We start from the raw sequence: 18,286 nt of genomic DNA on the forward strand, positions 1-18,286 counted from the left end.
GTAACAGCCCTCCCTAAGTTGCTTAACAATTCGACAACCTTTTTCCTTTAACGGGTTGCACCCGAAGCGCGCCGGGTGTCACCCGCTTCATCATCCACTGGGCGGGATCACGGTATGACACAACAACACGAAAGCAGTACCGCAGTTTTACGCAAAAATAAGAAGGTGCTGGTCGCCAGCCTCACCGGCAGCGCCATTGAATGGTTTGACTATTTTCTCTACGGCACGGCCGCCGCGCTGGTTTTCAATAAGATCTTCTTCCCGATGGTCGACCCGGTCATCGGCCTGATTTTGTCTTATCTTTCGTTCTCATTAACCTTTTTTATCCGCCCCATTGGTGGCGTGTTATTCGCCCACATTGGGGATCGCATTGGGCGCAAGAAAACGCTGGTCTTAACCCTGTCGCTGATGGGGGGTGCAACCGTCATGATTGGTCTGCTACCCACCTATGAGCAGATCGGCCTCTGGGCCCCGGCCCTGCTGATCCTGATGCGCATTATTCAGGGGATGGGGATCGGCGGCGAATGGGGGGGCGCCCTGCTGCTGGCCTATGAATATGCGCCGGAAAAGCGTAAAGGCTTCTTTGGCAGCATCCCGCAGGCGGGGGTGACTATCGGCATGTTGATGGCAACCTTTATCGTCTCGCTGATGACGCTGTTCAGCGAAGAGGATTTTCTCTCCTGGGGCTGGCGTATTCCGTTCCTGCTGAGCTCGGTGCTGGTGCTGCTGGGGCTGTGGATCCGCAAGGATATTGACGAAACGCCGGAGTTTAAACGGGTCAAAAGCAGCGGCAAGGTCGCAAAAGCCCCGCTGCGCGACACCCTGAAATATCACTGGCGCGAAGTGCTGATCGCCGCCGGGCTGAAGGTGGTAGAGACCGCGCCGTTCTATATCTTCTCGACTTTTGTGGTCAGTTACGCCACCACCACGCTCAGCTACCAGAAGTCGCAGGCGCTGGAGGCGGTCACCCTCGGGGCGCTGGTTGCCACCATTATGATCCCGCTGATGGGGTTGCTGTCGGATAAGGTCGGTCGTCAGCGAATGTATGCCGTCAGCGTCTTTATCCTCGGCCTGTTTATTGTGCCCTGGTTTATGCTGCTCAACACCGGCACCACCTGGGGGATTGTGCTGGCTACCGTGATTGCTTTTGGCGTGCTGTGGGCGCCGGTGACCGCAGTGCTGGGAACGCTCTGCTCCGAAATCTTCTCCGCCAACGTGCGCTATACCGGCATCACCCTGGGCTATCAGCTGGGCGCGGCGCTGGCGGGCGGTACCGCCCCGCTGATTGCCACCGGCCTGCTGGCAAAATATCAGGGAGACTGGGTGCCGGTGGCCTGGTATCTGGCGGTGACGGTAACCATCTCGCTGGTGGCCATCTTCTGCGCCAGCCGGGTCAAACGCGCCCCGGTGGTAAACGCGCAGACCAACGAACTGTGATTTTCTGGCGGCCAGCATCGCTGGCCGCGCTATACTTCCTCCTCACATTTGCTTAACCCGCCATTATCATATTCACTTGAAATGTGATTTGCGTCAGACGTAGAATCATTAGCCCACTAACTATTCACCCAATTTACAGGTATTCCGGTTATGCGCTTGCCCCAACGCGACCCCTATGCTCCTCGCGAGTGGCAACCTCACGAAAAACCGATGCTGTTGGGCTCGCCCTCCACCCCGATACACAGCACGCCAAAACGCATCGCCTATGGCGTAGTGGGATTACTGGTCTGTCTGACCGGCGCGCTGGGCAATGCCATGGTCTCGGCGAACCTGCAAAACCTGCAGGGCACCTTCGCCGCCTGGTCCACCGAGATCGCCTGGCTTCCGGCGGTGTACGTGATGACCAACGTGTCGATTAACCTGCTGCTGGTCAAGTTTCGCCAGCAGTTTGGCCTGCGCGCCTTCACCGAAGGCTTTCTGGTGCTCTATGTGCTGGTGACCTTTTTTCACCTGTTCGTCAACGATCTCAGCTCGGCCCTGATGGTGCGGGCCGCCCACGGCATGGTGGCCGCCGCGCTCAGCTCGCTTGGGATCTACTATCAGATTCAGGCCTGGCCGGCGAAACACCGCCTGAAGGCGCTCACCATCGGTATCACCGGTTCCTCGCTGGCGATCCCCATCGCGCGGCTGTTCTCAACCGAGCTGCTGCAGCTGGACGAGTGGCGCGGGCTGTACTTTTTTGAACTTGGGCTGGCGCTGATCTCACTGGGCTGCGTGATCGCCCTCAAGCTGCCCCCGGGCGACCGGCGCAAAGTATTCGAGAAGAAAGATTTCCTCACCTTTATTCTGCTGGCGCCGGGCATGGCGCTGCTGTGCGCGGTGCTGTCGCTCGGACGGCTCGACTGGTGGTTTGAGGCCCCGTGGATCGGCTGGGCGCTGGCGGGCTCGCTGGTGCTGATTGTCTCGGCGATCGTCTTCGAACATAACCGCAGCAACCCGCTGCTGAACACGCGCTGGCTCTCCAGCGGCAGCATCGTGCGCCTGGGGCTGATCATGCTGCTGATCCGCATCGTGCTGGCGGAGCAGAACACCGGGGTGATTGGCTGGCTACAGTATGTCGGCCTGCAAAACGAACAGATGACCCATCTGGCATGGGCCATTTTCGCCGGGATTGTCTGCGGAATTGTCGCCAGCTGCCTGACCATTAAGCCGACCCGACTCGCGTGGCCGATTATCACCTCGCTGGTACTGATGATCGCGGCGGCGCTGCTCGACAGCCAGTCCAGCAACCTCACCCGCCCGGACCAGCTGATGCTAAGCCAGTTCCTGCTGGGCTTTGGCAGCGCCTTTTTCCTCGCCCCGGCGATGCTGGCGGGCATCGGCGGCGTGGTGGCCGATCCGCGCAACCTGGTCAGTTTTTCGGTCCTGTTCGGTATGAGCCAGAACATTGGCGGCCTGCTCGGCTCGGCCATTCTTGGCACCTTCCAGACCTGGCGCGAGAAATACCATTCCAGCCTGCTGGCCGAACAGCTCACCAGCCTCAATCCGCTGGTTAACGAGCGCCTGCAGCTCTACAGCCAGATGTTCCGCAGCCAGATTGGCGACAATACCCTGCTGAGCACCCAGGCGACGCTGCAGCTGCAAAGCGTCAGCACGCTGGAGGCAAATATTCTCGCTTACAACGATACTTATCTTCTGACGGCCGGCATTGCCACCGCCACGCTGATCTGGATCTTATGGCGCTTGTTGCGCCTGCGCGTAACGGCCCGTATGGCATTGAAAAACGCGACCGGCAATAAGTCATAATCAGGAAAAATGATGTTTCAGGAGAAGTCATGAGTCAGCAGGATGCCGCTAAAGAGCAGGCGAATACCCGCAAAAACGTGCGCATTGTATCTATTTTTACCGCCGCAGCCATTGGCATTGTGGGCGTGCTGGTGATCCTCTACGCCTGGCAGTTACCCCCTTTCACCCGCAACGCGCAGTTCACCGATAACGCCTACGTGCGCGGCCAGACCACCTTTATCAGCCCGCAGGTGAACGGCTATATCACCGAGGTGAAGGTGCAGGATTTTGTGCACGTCAAAAAGGGCGACCTGCTGCTGCAGATTGACGACCGTATCTACCGCCAGCGGGTGCACCAGGCCGAGGCCCAGCTGGCAATGAAAATCGCCACGCTGAACAACAACCTGCAACAGCGCAAAAGCGCCCAGGCAGTGATCCAGCGCAACGAGGCGGCGCTGAAAAACGCCCGGGCCCAGAGCCAGAAGACCCAGGCCGACCTGAAACGGGTGAAGGACTTAACCGCCGACGGCTCGCTGTCGATTCGTGAGCGGGATGCCGCCCTGGCGAGTGCCGCCCAGGGCAGCGCCGACATCGACCAGGCGAAAGCCACCCTGGAGATGTCGCGCCAGGATCTGCAAACGGCCATCGTTAACCGCGCCGCGCTGGAGGCGGACGTCGAAAATGCGAAGGCGGCGCTCGAACTGGCGCAGATTGACCTGCAGAATACCCGCATCCTGGCCCCGCGTGACGGCCAGCTCGGGCAGATAGCCGTCCGCCTTGGGGCATACGTTACCGCCGGGACTCACCTCACCACCCTGGTGCCGCCGCAGCACTGGGTGATCGCCAATATCAAAGAGACCCAGCTGGCGAACCTGCGGGTCGGCCAGCCGGTGAAATTTACCGTCGATGCCCTGAACGGCAAAGCCTATCAAGGCCGGGTACAGAGCATCTCCCCCGCCACCGGGGTGGAGTTCAGCGCCATTACGCCGGATAACGCCACGGGGAACTTCGTGAAGATTGCCCAGCGCATTCCGGTGCGCATTGAGGTGCTGGGCAAGCCGGAAGAGTCGGCCCTGCTGCGCCCGGGCATGTCGGTGCAGGTGACCATTGATACCCGGGAGGCGAAATGATCCGTCGCCCGCTCGTTGCGCTGATAGCGGCCGCCGCCCTCGGCGGCTGCCAGTCTGTGGATGTCGCCCCGGCGAAACCGACGCTGCAGATCCCGGCCCAGTGGCGCGCCGCAACCGGTCCTGCCAGCCCGGCAGAACAGCAGTGGTGGCGCAATTTTCACGACAGCCAGCTCAATCACTACGTTGATCAGGCCCTGCGCAACAACAGCGACGTGCTGATCGCCCGGGAGCGAATTAACGAGTATCAGGCCCGGGTGTATGCGTCCGACAGCAGCCTGTTTCCAACGCTGGATGCCGAACTGAGCGCGGGTCGCGCCCGTTCCCAGTCGGCCGCGACGGGGTTGCCGGTCTATGGCGCGCTGTATAAAGGCAGCCTGACCGCCAGCTATGACGTGGATATCTGGGGCGTGAACCGCAGTACCGCCGATGCCGCCGGGGCCACCCTTGAGGCGCAAAAGGCGGCCGCGGCCGCTGCGGATCTGACCGTAGCCTCTTCGGTGGCGTCGGGTTACGTTACCCTGCTGGCGCTGGACGAGCAGCTTAAGGTGACGCAATCGACCCTGAAAGCGCGGGAAGAGGCGTATAACCTCGCGCAGCGGCAGTATGAGACCGGCTACAGCTCGCGCCTTGAGCTGATGCAGTCCGACTCGGAACTGCGCTCGACGCGGGCGCAGATCCCGCAGGTGCAGAATCAGATTGCCCGTCAGGAGAATGCGCTCAGCCTGCTGCTGGGGAGCAACCCGGGTGCCATTGCCCGCAATGCGGATTTCGATACCCTGGCCCCGCTGCGTATCCCCTCGCAGCTGCCTTCGTCACTTCTGAATCGCCGCCCGGATATTGTGCAGGCGGAACGGCAGCTTATTGCAGCGGATGCCACCCTTGCCGCCTCGCGCGCCAGCCTGCTGCCGTCAATCAACCTCACGGCGACAGGAACGATCCAGGATCGCACCCTGCCCGGCCTGCTGGACAACCCGCTGGAGCTGTGGAGCCTGGGCGGCAGCATACTGGCGCCGCTGCTGAACCGTCAGGCGCTGAATGCGCAGGTGGATATAGGTCAGTCGCAGCGTAATCAGGCGCTGTACAGCTATGAAAAAACCGTGCGTAATGCGTTCAAAGAGGTTAACGACAGCCTGGATGCTATTACCCGCTATGGCGAGCAGTTAACCGAGCTTGTGGCCCAGCAGTCGGTGGCCCAGGAGACGCTGCGGATTGCGCAGAATCGCTATCGCAACGGTTATTCGTCCTATCTGGACGTGCTGGACGCCCAGCGCACGCTGTTCTCAGTCCAGACCAGCGTGGTGCAGGCGAAAAATAACCTGCTGCTGGCGCAGATCGATCTCTATAAAGCGCTGGGCGGCGGATGGTTGGCATAAAATACCGGGCTTTGTGCGGCCTGATGCCCTCACCCCGGCCCTCTCCCACAGGGAGAGGGGGCAAAAAAATGTAGGCCCGTGCAAGCGTAGCGCCGCCGGGCAATGCTCTCACACGAAGGGGTCTGTCTATGCAACAACAGTGGTCTTCCGTAGATAATTACATGATTTCCGAACTTATTCTTCAGGATGAGGTGCTGCAAAAAGTGCTGGAGAATAACCAGCGCGCGGGGTTACCCGCCCATGACGTGGCCGCCAACCAGGGCCAGCTGCTGGCGCTGTTTGTGCGCATGACCCAGGCGAGGCGCATTCTGGAGATCGGCACCCTGGGCGCCTACAGCAGTATCTGGATGGCGCGCGCCCTGCCGCCGGATGGCACGCTTATCACCCTGGAAGCCGACCCGACCCACGCCGCCGTCGCGCGCCAGAACATTCAGCTGGCAGGGCTGGAGCAGCGTATTGAGCTGATCGAAGGCCCGGCGTTAAGCTCACTTGAGCGCTTCGGGGCGATCCCACCTTTTGATCTGATCTTTATTGATGCCGATAAACCCAATAACCCGGGCTATCTGGAGTGGGCACTGCACTACTCCCGGCCGGGGACCTTGATTATCGGCGACAACGTGGTGCGCGACGGGGAAGTGATTAACGGCCAGAGCGACGACGCCCGGGTGCATGGCGTGCGGCGGTTTATCGAGATGATCGGCGATAACCCGCGCCTTACCGCCACGGCGCTGCAGACGGTGGGGGTGAAGGGGTGGGATGGATTTACCCTGGCGATGGTGAACGGTTAAAGAAATGCCCGGTGGCGCTGCGCTTACCGGGCCTACAAAAATCGGTCAGTTAACTTTTAACGCAACGAGAAAGTTTCAGGATAATAATGGCTTACAGCGGCTCCCTGGTCCGGCTGAAAATCGCTGAGGCGTTGACCGCAGGCCGGGGCGAGGCGCATGGACGCGCCGAGAGGGCATAGCCTGCATGAATGCAGGCTGGTGCCCGACCCGAAAGCCGGAGGGAATAAGCCGAAGACAAAATTGCCGGGAGCAATTTTGGACAGCGCTTGCGCTGGCCCCGAAGGGGTGAGCCTCAGGGATGGGGCGAACAATCCGCGAAGCGGCGATTTTCCTGGCCGGGAGCCGGGGTTGCCAGGGGGGGGGCGGCGAGCCCCCCTGGCACGTTCACCGGTTCAGGCGTAACAGAAAAGCGAAGAACGTAAGGTGAACGGAACCACCACCGCTGCTGCATGTTTCCCTTACTCCATCCAGTTTTACGCTGAGATCTGCTCCATCGCCTGCAAGATACGCTTATCGGAGATGGGATACGGCGTCCCCAGCTGCTGGGCAAAGAAGCTGACGCGCAGCTCCTCGATCATCCAGCGGATCGCCTGCACGTCTTCGTCATCGCGACGGGCTGGCGGCAGTTTATTCAGCCACTGCTGCCAGCGCTGCTGCACCGCTTCCACCTTCAGCATCTGCGCCCGGTCGCGGTGTGGATCGACCGCCATCTTCTCCAGACGCTTCTCAATGGCCTGCAGGTAGCGCAGCGTATCGCCCAGGCGTTTATAGCCGTTGCCGGTGACAAATCCGCGGTAAACCAGCCCCGCCATCTGGGCTTTGACGTCCGACAGCCCCAGCGCCATGGTCATATCCACCCGCCCTTTCAGGCGCTTGTTGATATTGAACACCGCGGTCAGGATCTGTTCGACCTGCTTCGCAATGTTGACCACCGTCTCGTTGAGTTCGGCGCGCACCTTATCGTGCAGCTTCGCAAAGCCCTCTTCCGTCCAGACCGGGCCGCCCGCAGCGTGAATCAGCTGATCCACGCCGCAGGAGATGCAGTCGTCGATCAGATCCAGCACCTTGCCGTAAGGGTTAAAGTAGAGCCCAAGCTTGGCTTTGTTGGGTAGCTTCTCGTGCAGGTACTTGATCGGCGACGGGATGTTCAACAGCAACAGACGGCGCAGCCCGCGCCACATCGCCTGCTGCTGCTCCTGCGGATTATCGAACAGCTTGATCGCCACGCTGTCGCGCTCATCCACCAGCGCCGGCCAGGCTTTGACCTTATAGTTGCCGCGCTTCTGCTCGTAGCTTTCCGGCAGCTGACCAAAGCTCCAGATATGCAGCCCGCTCTGCTCGATACCGTCGTCGGCCACGGCTGATAAAGTCTCCTGCACCTTGCCTTTTAACGCCTCTTTCAGCTCGGTCAGGGAACGGCCTTCCTGCAGCTTTTTGTTTTTGTCGTCCACCACCCGGAAGCTGATTTTCAGGTGATCGGGCACCTGATCCCAGTGCCAGTCTTCCCGGTCAATGGTGACGCCGGTCATCCGGCGCAGTTCGCGCTCCAGCGAATCGAGCAGCGGCAGCTCCAGCGGCATGGCGCGCCCCAGAAACGCCTCGGCATAATTCGGCGCCGGCACAAAATTACGCCGGACCGGTTTGGGCAAGGATTTGATCAGGGCGATAACCAGCTCGCGGCGCAGGCCTGGGATCTGCCACTCAAAGCCGCTCTCCTCGACCTGGTTAAGCAGCGGCAGCGGGATGTGGACGGTGACGCCATCGGCGTCGGTGCCCGGCTCGAACTGGTAGCTCAGGCGCAGCTTGAGGTTGCCCTGGTGCCAGAAGTTCGGGTAGTCCAGCTTGCTGACCTGCTCCGCGCCCTCTTTGATCAACATGCTCTTCTCAAAATTGAGCAGGTCCGGGGTCTCGCGGCTGACCTTTTTCCACCAGCTGTCGAAGTGGCGGGCAGAGATCACGTCGTGGCTGATGCGCTGGTCGTAGAACTCAAACAGCGTCTCGTCATCCACCAGGATGTCGCGCCGACGGGTCTTGTGCTCCAGCTCTTCCACTTCGCTGCGCAGCTTGAGATTTTCCCGGAAGAAGGCGTGGCGGGTCTGCCAGTCGCCCTCCACCAGCGCGTGGCGGATAAACAGCTCGCGGCTCAGCGCCGGATCGATCTGGCTGTAGTTAACCTTACGCGCCGCCACTACCGGCAGGCCGTAAACGGTGACCTTCTCGGTGGCCATCACCGCCCCCTGCGCCCGCTCCCAGTGCGGTTCACTGTACGCGCGTTTCAGCAGATGCTGGGCCACCGGCTCGACCCACTCGGGATCGATGCGCGCGGCAATACGGCCCCACAGGCGGCTGGTCTCCACCAGCTCGGCCACCATGGTCCATTTAGGCGGCTTTTTGAACAAACCGGAGCCAGGGAAGATGGAGAAACGGGCGTTACGCGCCCCGGTGAACTCCTGCTTGTCGGCATCTTTCATGCCGATGTGCGACAGCAGCCCGGTCAATAGCGCGATGTGAATTTCGCGATACTCCGCCGGCTCGCTGTTCACCGGAATGCCCAGCTCTTTCACCACCTGGCGCAGCTGGGTGTAGATGTCCTGCCACTCGCGCACCCGCAGGTAGTTGAGGAAATCGACCCGGCACTGGCGGCGGAACTGGTTCGACGACAGCGCTTTCTGCTGCTCGCCGATATAGTTCCAGAGGTTCACAAAGGCGAGGAAGTCGGACTCTTTATCGTGGAAGCGGCGGTGCTTCTCGTCCGAGGCCTGCTGTTTGTCCATCGGACGCTCGCGCGGATCCTGAATGGAGAGCGCCGAGGTGATGATCATCGCCTCGCGCACGCAGCCGTGTTTTTGTGCTTCCAGCACCATGCGTGCCAGGCGCGGGTCCACCGGCAGCTGGCTGAGCTGACGCCCCATCGGCGTCAGCTTGTACACCGTAGCCTGCTCGTCGGTGGTAATCGCCCCCAGCTCTTCCAGCAGGCGCACGCCGTCCTGGATATTGCGCTTGTCCGGCGCTTCGACAAACGGGAAGGCGGCGATATCACCCAGCCCCAGCGCGGTCATCTGCAGAATGACCGACGCCAGGTTGGTACGCAGAATTTCCGGGTCGGTAAATTCCGGGCGCGACAGGAAATCGTCTTCTGAATAGAGACGAATACAGATCCCTTCCGAAACACGCCCGCAGCGGCCCTTACGCTGGTTGGCCGAGGCCTGCGACACCGGCTCAATCGGCAGACGCTGCACCTTGGTGCGGTAGCTGTAGCGGCTGATACGCGCCGTGCCGGGGTCAATGACATACTTAATGCCCGGTACGGTGAGCGAGGTTTCCGCCACGTTGGTTGCCAGCACGATGCGACGCCCGCTGTGGGCCTGGAACACGCGATTCTGCTCGCTGCTCGACAGCCGCGCGTACAGCGGCAGGATCTCCGTGTGGCGCAGGTCGCGCTTGTTGAGCGCGTCGGCGGTATCGCGGATCTCGCGCTCGCCGCTCATAAAGATCAGGATATCGCCCGGGCTTTCATTGCCCAGCTCATCCACCGCGTCAAAAATGGCCTGCAGCTGATCGCGCTCGGTGTCGTCCGCTTCCTCAACAATCGGGCGATAGCGCACCTCAACAGGATAGGTACGACCGGAAACCTCAATAATCGGCGCGTTGTTGAAATGGCGGGAAAAGCGTTCCGGGTCGATGGTCGCCGAGGTGATGATCACTTTCAGATCCGGGCGACGCGGCAGCAGCTCCCGCAGGTAACCCAGCAGGAAGTCGATATTCAGGCTGCGCTCGTGTGCTTCATCGATGATGATAGTGTCGTACTGCATCAGCAGCCGGTCCTGCTGGATCTCCGCCAGCAGGATCCCGTCGGTCATCAGCTTGACCATGGTATTGTCACTGACATGATCGCTGAAGCGCACCTTATAGCCGATACAGCCGCCCGGCTCCGTTTGCAGCTCTTCGGCAATACGGTTTGCCACCGTGCGCGCCGCCAGACGACGCGGCTGGGTGTGACCGATCAGCCCTTTCAGTCCGCGCCCCAGCTCCATGCAGATTTTGGGCAGCTGGGTGGTTTTACCGGAGCCGGTCTCCCCCGCCACGATCACCACCTGGTGGTCGCGCACGGCTTCGAGGATCTCCTGTTTTTTCTGGCTGACGGGCAGGTTTTCCGGGTAGGTAATCGCCGGGCGCGCGGCTTCGCGCAGCACAACCTTACCCGCCGCCTGTTCAATCTCTTTCGCCATCTCCTGGAAAATGGCCTGTTGTGCATCAGGATTTTTAACCTTCTTTACCCCGTGCAGGCGGCGGGCAAAGCGCTGTTTGTCACGCAGCATCAGCGAATCAAGCTGTTGCATTAGCATCGGGAAGGTTAATTTTGGTTGTTCTGTCATAGCGTTAACGGGCAGTGCACTGCCGGATAAAATCTCTTTGTAATGATTGCTATAGAGTACCACATCGCCGGTTTTTGCGCCTTATTCAAAAAATTCGAACATAGGCTTCGATATATTGCGCTATCCCTGCGACAGGATTGTGAATAGAGTGTCAACAAGCAACGGGGTAACCCCCTCATCAAATACAACAAAGGAATCACCCATGAGCAAAGTATTAGTTCTTAAATCCAGTATTCTGGCAGGGTACTCTCAGTCTGGTCAGCTGTCTGATTATTTCGTTGAGCAGTGGCGTGAACAGCACAGCGGTGACGAAATCACCGTCCGCGATCTGGCCGCTCAGCCAGTCCCGGTACTGGATGGCGAACTGGTTGGCGCCCTGCGTCCGAGCGATGCACCGCTGACGCCACGTCAGCAGGAAGCGCTGGCGCTCTCTGATGAGCTGATTGCCGAGCTGAAAGCCCACGACGTGATCGTGATTAACGCGCCGATGTATAACTTTAACATCCCGACGCAGCTGAAAAACTACTTCGACCTGGTGGCGCGCGCAGGCGTCACCTTCCGCTACACCGAGAAAGGACCAGAAGGTCTGGTCACCGGTAAGCGTGCGATCGTGCTCTCCAGCCGCGGCGGTATTCACAAAGATACCCCAACGGACCTGGTTGCGCCGTACCTGACCCTGTTCCTGGGCTTCATCGGCATCACCGACGTGAACTTCGTGTTTGCTGAAGGTATCGCCTACGGTCCGGAAGTGGCGACAAAAGCGCAGACCGATGCGAAAGCCGCGATCGACAGCCTGGTGGCTGCCTAAGATTCCCCCACTCCCACCGCCCGGTGGGAGTTTTTTATCCCCCCATCCTGTTTATTCCTCTTATTGAGCCTGCACTTTACGAAGCGCCTCGTAATACCGGCATTATTTTCAGCGCGATAAACCCGGCATTCTTACACTATTGACGGACGCCGGAGGCTGCTTCGTTCAGACACTCTCTGGCCGGGAAAATAAAATGGACCTGTACCATGTACACCATGAGGTGTACATGGTACCTTGCAAGGACAAAGCCAATGTGCCATGCGATTGAATTTATCGAGACCCCGGTGTTTACCCGGCAGATTAAGCACATTGCCACTGATGACGAGCTCAGGGCGCTACAGAGAGAGCTGATCGCTTTCCCGGATAAGGGCGACATCATTCCGCATACGGGTGGGCTGCGAAAAATCAGAATGGCTGTCGGCGTTCAGGGGAAAAGCGGCAGCGCGCGTGTGATTTATCTTCTGGCGACAGCGGAAACAGTCTGGCTGCTGCTGGCTTATCAGAAGCACAGTAAAGAAGACCTGACCCGCGCAGAGCTGGCCGAACTGAAAAAACTGGCGACAATACTAAAAAACGAGGCATGAGATGAATTTTTTTGAGGAACTTAAAACCTCTCTCGAAGAGGCTGTCGACATTAAAAACGGGGTTAAAACCCCGGCCCGCGCCACCCGCTATGAGATCGCCGATGTCAAAGCCATCCGGGCGCAACTCAACGTCTCTCAGGCTGAAATGGCAAAAGCGCTGGGCACCAGCGTGGACACCATTAAAAGCTGGGAATCCAGACGCCGCAACCCAACCGGCCTTGCGGCAAAAGTGCTGGCGGCAATCCAGGCTAATCCCGCTTTTTATTACGCACTGGCTTCGCATTAACTCCCCGCCCGGGAGCGGCGTCGCGGATAAAAGAACTGTATCTGGGCCGCAAAGAGAGACAGCAAATTCACACTACCGGGCGTGATGCCCTGGCGTTTTCAGGCGTCCTGCAATCGTGCCAGCATACGGCTCCTGCTGATATAAATAATCGCGCACAACAGAAGGCTGAGTAACGCGGTGCAGATAAACACCCCCGCCCCGGTCAGGGCGAGCATCACCCCGCCGATTAACGGCCCGACCGCAACCCCCAGCGTCGACAACGTTGAGGCACCCAGATAGGCTCCCCGGTGCTCCGCTGGCGCCAGCTGATCGAGCAAAATATTCAGGTTCGGCATCAGAATCGCCTCCCCCATGCTGAACACGGCGGTAAACGTCAGCCATAGCCAGATATCCGTCGAACGGGTGGCGAAGAAGCAGAGCTGCGATAACGCGAAGATAATGCCCCCCAGAAGGATGCGTTTCGGCAGGTTGATCTGCGCCATAAACCGCACAATAAGGCTCTGAAATACCAGCACGGTGCAGGCATTCGTCACCAGGATCAGGGTAATCAGCTTCACCGCGCCCTTGGCGTCCAGGGACATTAGATACTGCGGCAGGACGGCTTCATAATGGATAAAAACGATGCTGCACAAAATGCTGCACAGCAGTGCCGCAACGTAAATGTTGTCCCTGGCGATGATCCCCATTATCTGATGCAGCCTGATGGCCGGCGCGCTACCCGCCTGGGGCTCGCCCACCAGTTTCCCCGCCGGGATAAACAGCAGCACGTAAACCAGAAAAGGCAGATAGCTTAATCCCGTTATCAGGAAGGTGCCTTTCTGGGATGTCAGGCCAAAGACCAGCCCCACCAGCGGACCAAACACCGCCGCGACGTTGATCAGGTAGTAGCGCATTTGCAGGGCAAGGGCGCGGCGGCGACGATCGCCCAGCAGATCGCTCATCAGGGCGCGTACCGGGGGATCGACCCAGGCAAAGCAAACCCCGATAATCATCAGCCCGGTGATGAACAGCCCCATGCCGGTAGCCTGCGCCAGCGTGATATAGCCCACGGCGGAAAACACGCAGCCCAGCAGGAGGATCACCCGTCGCCCCATACGGTCCGAAAGCTGTCCGCCGTACATCCCAAGTACCACCGAAATCAGCGCACTGCTGGTCATCGCCACGCCAATGGCGATGGGTGACATATGGTAATTCTGGGTCATGATCACCGCGATAAACGGCCAGGCCATAAAATAGCTAAAGCGTATCACGAAGGTAAAAAAGAGCAGCGCATGAACGGTTACAGGAAATGTTTTTAGCGTCTGAAAAAGCCCCGGAGCCGCGCAGATTTCAGCGGCGGGTTTGGTTGTCATAGGTTGTCCTGTTTGTTATTTTTAATTTTTCTGTCGGCCACGAAATATACCCGGCCAACTATTAATAAGTTTATTTACCCGCAGGCGCAATAGAAAATTTAACAAAAATTTAATAGGTATTATTGTCCTGAAATAACGAATATTCTCCTGTTCAAGGAATTTTTCATTGCCGCTTGACTCACGGCCAGAGTGCAGTATTATCTCGAATAAGAGAAATTTGTCTCAGTTACGGGAAACGGGCATGGACAATCTGGATTACAGAGAAAGGCTGGCGGCACGTCTGGCGGCGCTGCGCCTGCAGCATAACCTTTCGCTGGAGGATCTCTCTTCTGCGTCGGGGATAAGCAGAGCCTCGCTGTCACGCATTGAGCGCGGGGAAGTCAGCCCGACTGCGGAGGTGCTTAACCAGCTCTGTAGCGTGTACGGTATGACCATGTCCCGCCTGATAAGCGAGGTTGAGCAGGTCGCTGACAATCTGTTCAGGGCGGAACAGCAAAGCCTGTGGCAGGATGCGGAGAGCGGGTTTGAAAGACGCCTGTTAATACCGCCGTCGAATCCGTTTCGCTGCGAAATGATTGAGGGGAAATTACGTCCGGGGGCTTTTATTGAATATCTCCAGCCCCCCGTCCAGGGTCTCGAGCAATATATCTGGCTATATGAAGGCGAGTTGATTATTACCATGAACGCGGAAACATGGCATCTGAAAAAAGGTGACAGCCTGCGTTTTCATTTATCGGGAACCTCATCATTCAGGGCGCATGAAAACCTCGGCGCAAAATACATTCTGGTGGTCTGTAAATCATGATTGAATATAAACTTCTCACTGCTGAAGAGGCGCAGCAACGCGTCTCAGAATTAGGCGATGTATTGCAGGCGTGTGTAAAAGACGGGGCAAGCGTCGGTTTTATCGATCCCGCTGACCGCCCTGCCATTGATAATTTCTGGAAAGATAAAATTGCCAGCCTGGCACGTCATGAGTGCGATCTGTTCATCGCCCTTGATAACGAAACGGTAGCCGCCACCGTCATGGTTAACTATTGCGCGACGCCCAATGGCCGTCACCGGGCTGAAATTACCAAGCTGCTCGTTCATCCACAGTCGCGTCGTCAGGGTATTGCGAGACAGCTGATGCTGCAGGCCGAACAGCGGGCCTGGGGAAAAGGCCTCGCGCTGCTGGTGCTGGATACCCGCAGTGGCGACGTCGCCAGCGACCTGTATCGTTCCCTTGGCTGGCTGACCGCCGGTTCGATCCCTTTCTACGCCAGGTCTGTGGAAAACACCCTGGATTCGACCACCTACATGTACAAAGTCAACGAAACCCGTCGGTCATAACGGCATAAAGGCCAGCCTGCGGCTGGCCTTCAGGCAAAGAACCTAGCGGGCCGATTTTGGCCGCAGGTTCTCGTCAAACACCAGCCGCTTGCGATCCGGTTCCACCTCGTGCAGCGGCTCCACCTGATGCATCGTCTGTTTGCAACGCTCCACCAGGGTCTGATATTCGCGGGTGCCCTGTTTTTTCCACGCCTTTTCCTGCTCGCTCAACGCCCGAATCGCTTTGGCCGGGCTGCCGATGATCAGATGGTCGGCGGGCATTTCCGCTTTCGCTTTCACAAACGCCGCCGCGCCAACGATGCTATTTTCGCCGATCACGGCTCCGTCCATAATCACCGCATTCATCCCCACCAGCGCGTTGCGGCGTATAACGCAGCCGTGCAGGATAGCGCCATGCCCGATATGCCCCTCCTCTTCCACCACCGTGTCCTGCTCGGGGAAGCCGTGCATGATGCAGTTATCCTGAATGTTGGCCCCGTCTTTCACCAGAATACGGCCAAAATCTCCGCGCAGGCTGGCGTTGGGCCCGACGTAAACCCCCTTGCCGAGGATCACGTCGCCAATCAGTACCGCCGTCGGGTGGACATAACTCTCTTGTGGAACAACCGGCGTCAGACCATCAATTTGATATACAGGCACATAACCTCCGTTACGCGTGCGTCAGGCCACCGAAACGCTGCCAGTAGGAAGTCCCCGGCGACGGCAGTTCGCCCACCGAGGTCTCCCCTTTTTCACTGACAAACGCCAGCGCCCCCGGCGCGACACGCTGATAAATGTTAATGCACAGCTGGCGGGCCGTCTGGCCTGCCCAGTGCGACGGGAGTAACGCTTCCGGCAGGAGCGGATCCTTGAGCACCACCCGGCGATAAAAATGGATCAGCAGCAGCTGGATATGGAAGCAGCGTTCCGGCGTCAGCTCATCCGGCCTGGCCTCACGCAGCAGCGGCAGCAGAGGACGGAACGAATCGATAAAGGTTTCATACATCTTGTTCTGCTCGCTGAGCTGCCAGCACTCCTCAACCCGGGAGCGCAGCGCGGCGCGGGAGAGCGCCAGCGGCGAGTGCGCCTCAAAGCAGATGACATTGTCGGCGACGCCCGCCTCGTGGAGCAGCGTCTGGACATCCGCCAGCTGCTGCGACGGCGAGGCCATCAGGCTCGGTGCCAGGGTGCCGAATCCCTGCCAGATCAGCTGCTTTTTCACATCTGCCAGCGTGGCTTTGTCCATCCCTTCGGAGAGCAGCAGCAGCCATTTGCCGTCCCAGGCCGGTAGCCCGGCGCGATAAATCTTGGTCTCGGCCCGGCGGGTTAAACGCAGCCCTTTATCGCTCAGGCGATAGAAGCTGCGCCTGCCGATGCGGACCACATCCAGCCAGCCCTCTTTATTAAGACGGAACAGCGCGGTGCGCACGAAGCGCTCGCCAAATCCCATCCCCTCCAGCAGGGCCGCCAGGCTCCCCAGCCAGACTTCGCCGCCGCGATGGGACAGGGCATCACCGTACAGGGAGGAGATCAGCGAGGTGCCGCTGACGGGAACGGAGCTAACGGCGTGCTGAATAAAGGCGTCGAGTTTACTCATGTGATTCATTCTGTTGTGATTATTTTCGCGGATGAATCATAGCATAGTGCTAAAAGCGCGACCCTCCCTAATACAGAGAGGGTCGCGGGCGACGTCAGCCGTTAGCGGCGGCTTTGCGCAGGTCGAAGACGCGGCAGGCTTTGCCTTCAGAGCGCGGGATGCTGCCGCAGTTGACGATCGTCACGTCGGTGGAGATCCCCACCATCGACTTAATGCGGTGGCGCAGCTGATGACAGACGTTGCAGCGCTGCTCGTGGGTCAGGGAGAGGCTGCTCTCTTTCAGCTCCACTTTCACCGAAAGTGAATCAAGATGGCCGCGGCGGTTTACCTCCAGCTGGTAGTGCGGCGACAGGTGTTCAAACTTGACGATCTCCTCTTCCAGCTGGGACGGGAAGACGTTCACGCCGCGGATGATCAGCATATCGTCGCTGCGACCGCTAATGCGATCCATCCGGCGCATGGTGCGGGCGGTACCCGGCAGCAGACGCGTCAGGTCGCGGGTGCGGTAGCGGATCACCGGCAGCGCCTCTTTGGTCAGAGTGGTGAACAGCAGCTCGCCCTGCTCGCCATCCGCCAGTGGGGTGCCGTCGTTCGGGTTGACGATCTCCGGGTAGAAGTGATCTTCCCAGATGGTCGGGCCGTCGGCGGTCTCGATACACTCCATCGCCACGCCCGGACCCATCACTTCGGACAGACCGTAGATGTCCAGAGCGGTGATCCCGAGGCGCTTCTCAATTTCACGGCGCATCGCCAGGGTCCAGGGCTCGGCACCAAAGACGCCCACGCGCAGGGAGCACTGGCTGGCATCGCCGCCCATCTGGCGCTCCAGCTCTTCAATCAGGTTGAGGCAGTAGGACGGCGTCACCATGATCATGTCCGGCTGAAAATCGCGGATCAGCTGAGCCTGCTTCTCGGTCTGGCCGCCGGACATGGGGATCACCGTCGCGCCCAGGCGCTCGGCGCCGTAGTGAGCCCCCAGGCCCCCGGTGAACAGGCCGTAGCCGTAGGCGACGTGAATTTTGTCCTTCGCACTGCCCCCTGCGGCGCGCAGGGAGCGGGCCACAATGTTGGCCCAGTTATCAATGTCGTTTTGCGTGTAACCCACGACGGTCGGTTTACCGGTGGTGCCGGAGGAGGCATGAATACGCACCACCTGCTCCATCGGCACCGCGAAGGTATCAAACGGATAGTTGTCGCGCAGATCCTGCTTGGTGGTGCACGGGAACTTGCGGATATCCGCCAGCTCTTTGAAATCGTCAGGATGAACCCCCGCCGCGTCAAACTTGCGTTTGTACATCGGCACGTTTTCATACGCGTGTTTTAAGGTCCACTTCATGCGCTCGGTTTGCAGGGCCTGCAGCTCATCCAGGGAAGCGGTTTCGATCGGGTCAAGCTTCGTGGTCGTGGTCGTGGTCGTTGTCGCTGCTGTCATTGTGATTGTCATTGTAGGGTACTCACT

The 18,286-nt window shown here is 59.2% G+C and carries 15 protein-coding genes; 10 read left to right on the forward strand and 5 right to left on the reverse strand.

Annotated features, from left to right (window positions below; translation table 11 throughout):
* Nucleotides 1-114 precede the first annotated feature (114 nt).
* The 5 genes from MXM41_RS02805 (at nt 115) to MXM41_RS02825 (ending at nt 6,513) form a co-directional block, all read left to right on the forward strand.
* On the forward strand, nt 115-1,437 hold the full coding sequence (locus tag MXM41_RS02805) for an MFS transporter (RefSeq protein WP_325929781.1): 1,323 nt from the start codon (nt 115-117) through the stop codon (nt 1,435-1,437).
* A gap of 150 nt (nt 1,438-1,587) precedes the next feature.
* Nucleotides 1,588-3,243 carry an MFS transporter gene (locus MXM41_RS02810; protein WP_418936759.1) on the forward strand — a complete coding sequence of 552 codons (1,656 nt, stop codon included), beginning with the start codon at nt 1,588-1,590 and terminating at the stop codon, nt 3,241-3,243.
* A gap of 29 nt (nt 3,244-3,272) precedes the next feature.
* Nucleotides 3,273-4,352 (forward strand): HlyD family secretion protein, encoded by a 1,080-nt coding sequence (locus MXM41_RS02815; protein WP_325929782.1) that lies wholly within the window; start codon nt 3,273-3,275, stop codon nt 4,350-4,352.
* Complete coding sequence (locus MXM41_RS02820; protein ID WP_325929783.1) at nt 4,349-5,725, forward strand: efflux transporter outer membrane subunit; 1,377 nt, start codon at nt 4,349-4,351, stop codon at nt 5,723-5,725. The genes MXM41_RS02815 and MXM41_RS02820 overlap by 4 nt, the downstream gene beginning before the upstream one ends.
* A 128-nt stretch (nt 5,726-5,853) precedes the next feature.
* Nucleotides 5,854-6,513: an O-methyltransferase gene (locus tag MXM41_RS02825; RefSeq protein WP_325929784.1), complete on the forward strand. Its 660-nt coding sequence runs from the start codon at nt 5,854-5,856 to the stop codon at nt 6,511-6,513.
* 473 nt (nt 6,514-6,986) lie between these two features.
* Here MXM41_RS02825 and hrpA read toward each other — a convergent pair whose 3' ends face one another.
* Entirely contained in the window at nt 6,987-10,889 is a 3,903-nt protein-coding gene (gene hrpA, locus MXM41_RS02830) for an ATP-dependent RNA helicase HrpA (protein WP_325929786.1), read from the reverse strand.
* A 202-nt stretch (nt 10,890-11,091) separates the two neighbouring features.
* Between hrpA and azoR the strand changes: the two genes are divergently transcribed.
* The 3 genes from azoR to nadS all read left to right on the forward strand — a co-directional run bounded on the left by azoR (nt 11,092) and on the right by nadS (nt 12,567).
* Nucleotides 11,092-11,697, forward strand: coding sequence for an FMN-dependent NADH-azoreductase (gene azoR / locus MXM41_RS02835; protein WP_325929787.1), 606 nt, complete (start codon nt 11,092-11,094; stop codon nt 11,695-11,697).
* A 251-nt stretch (nt 11,698-11,948) separates the two neighbouring features.
* On the forward strand, nt 11,949-12,281 hold the full coding sequence (locus MXM41_RS02840; protein WP_325929789.1) for a type II toxin-antitoxin system RelE/ParE family toxin: 333 nt from the start codon (nt 11,949-11,951) through the stop codon (nt 12,279-12,281).
* Nucleotide 12,282: 1 nt separating this feature from the next.
* Entirely contained in the window at nt 12,283-12,567 is a 285-nt protein-coding gene (nadS, locus tag MXM41_RS02845) for a NadS family protein (protein WP_325929790.1), read from the forward strand.
* A gap of 98 nt (nt 12,568-12,665) precedes the next feature.
* Here the strand turns inward: nadS and MXM41_RS02850 are convergent, their stop codons facing one another.
* The gene (locus tag MXM41_RS02850; RefSeq protein WP_325929791.1) at nt 12,666-13,919 is read right to left on the reverse strand and encodes an MFS transporter; all 1,254 of its coding nucleotides are present in this window, start codon (nt 13,917-13,919) and stop codon (nt 12,666-12,668) included.
* A gap of 241 nt (nt 13,920-14,160) precedes the next feature.
* On the opposite strand from MXM41_RS02850, the gene MXM41_RS02855 reads away from it, so the two are divergent.
* Nucleotides 14,161-14,724, forward strand: coding sequence for a helix-turn-helix domain-containing protein (locus MXM41_RS02855; protein ID WP_325929792.1), 564 nt, complete (start codon nt 14,161-14,163; stop codon nt 14,722-14,724).
* The gene (locus MXM41_RS02860) at nt 14,721-15,251 is read left to right on the forward strand and encodes a GNAT family N-acetyltransferase (protein ID WP_325929794.1); all 531 of its coding nucleotides are present in this window, start codon (nt 14,721-14,723) and stop codon (nt 15,249-15,251) included. Before MXM41_RS02855 ends, MXM41_RS02860 begins: the two co-directional genes overlap by 4 nt.
* Before the next feature lie 42 nt (nt 15,252-15,293).
* Here MXM41_RS02860 and paaY read toward each other — a convergent pair whose 3' ends face one another.
* The 3 genes from paaY to paaK form a co-directional block, all read right to left on the reverse strand.
* Entirely contained in the window at nt 15,294-15,890 is a 597-nt protein-coding gene (gene paaY / locus MXM41_RS02865; RefSeq protein WP_325929795.1) for a phenylacetic acid degradation protein PaaY, read from the reverse strand.
* 10 nt (nt 15,891-15,900) lie between these two features.
* Nucleotides 15,901-16,836: a phenylacetic acid degradation operon negative regulatory protein PaaX gene (gene paaX / locus MXM41_RS02870; RefSeq protein ID WP_325929796.1), complete on the reverse strand. Its 936-nt coding sequence runs from the start codon at nt 16,834-16,836 to the stop codon at nt 15,901-15,903.
* Nucleotides 16,837-16,921: 85 nt separating this feature from the next.
* The gene (gene paaK, locus MXM41_RS02875) at nt 16,922-18,259 is read right to left on the reverse strand and encodes a phenylacetate--CoA ligase PaaK (RefSeq protein ID WP_325929797.1); all 1,338 of its coding nucleotides are present in this window, start codon (nt 18,257-18,259) and stop codon (nt 16,922-16,924) included.
* Nucleotides 18,260-18,286: the final 27 nt, after the last annotated feature.

The sequence above is a fragment of the Leclercia adecarboxylata genome, assembly GCF_035787115.1.
Lineage (GTDB): Bacteria > Pseudomonadota > Gammaproteobacteria > Enterobacterales > Enterobacteriaceae > Enterobacter > Enterobacter adecarboxylatus_E.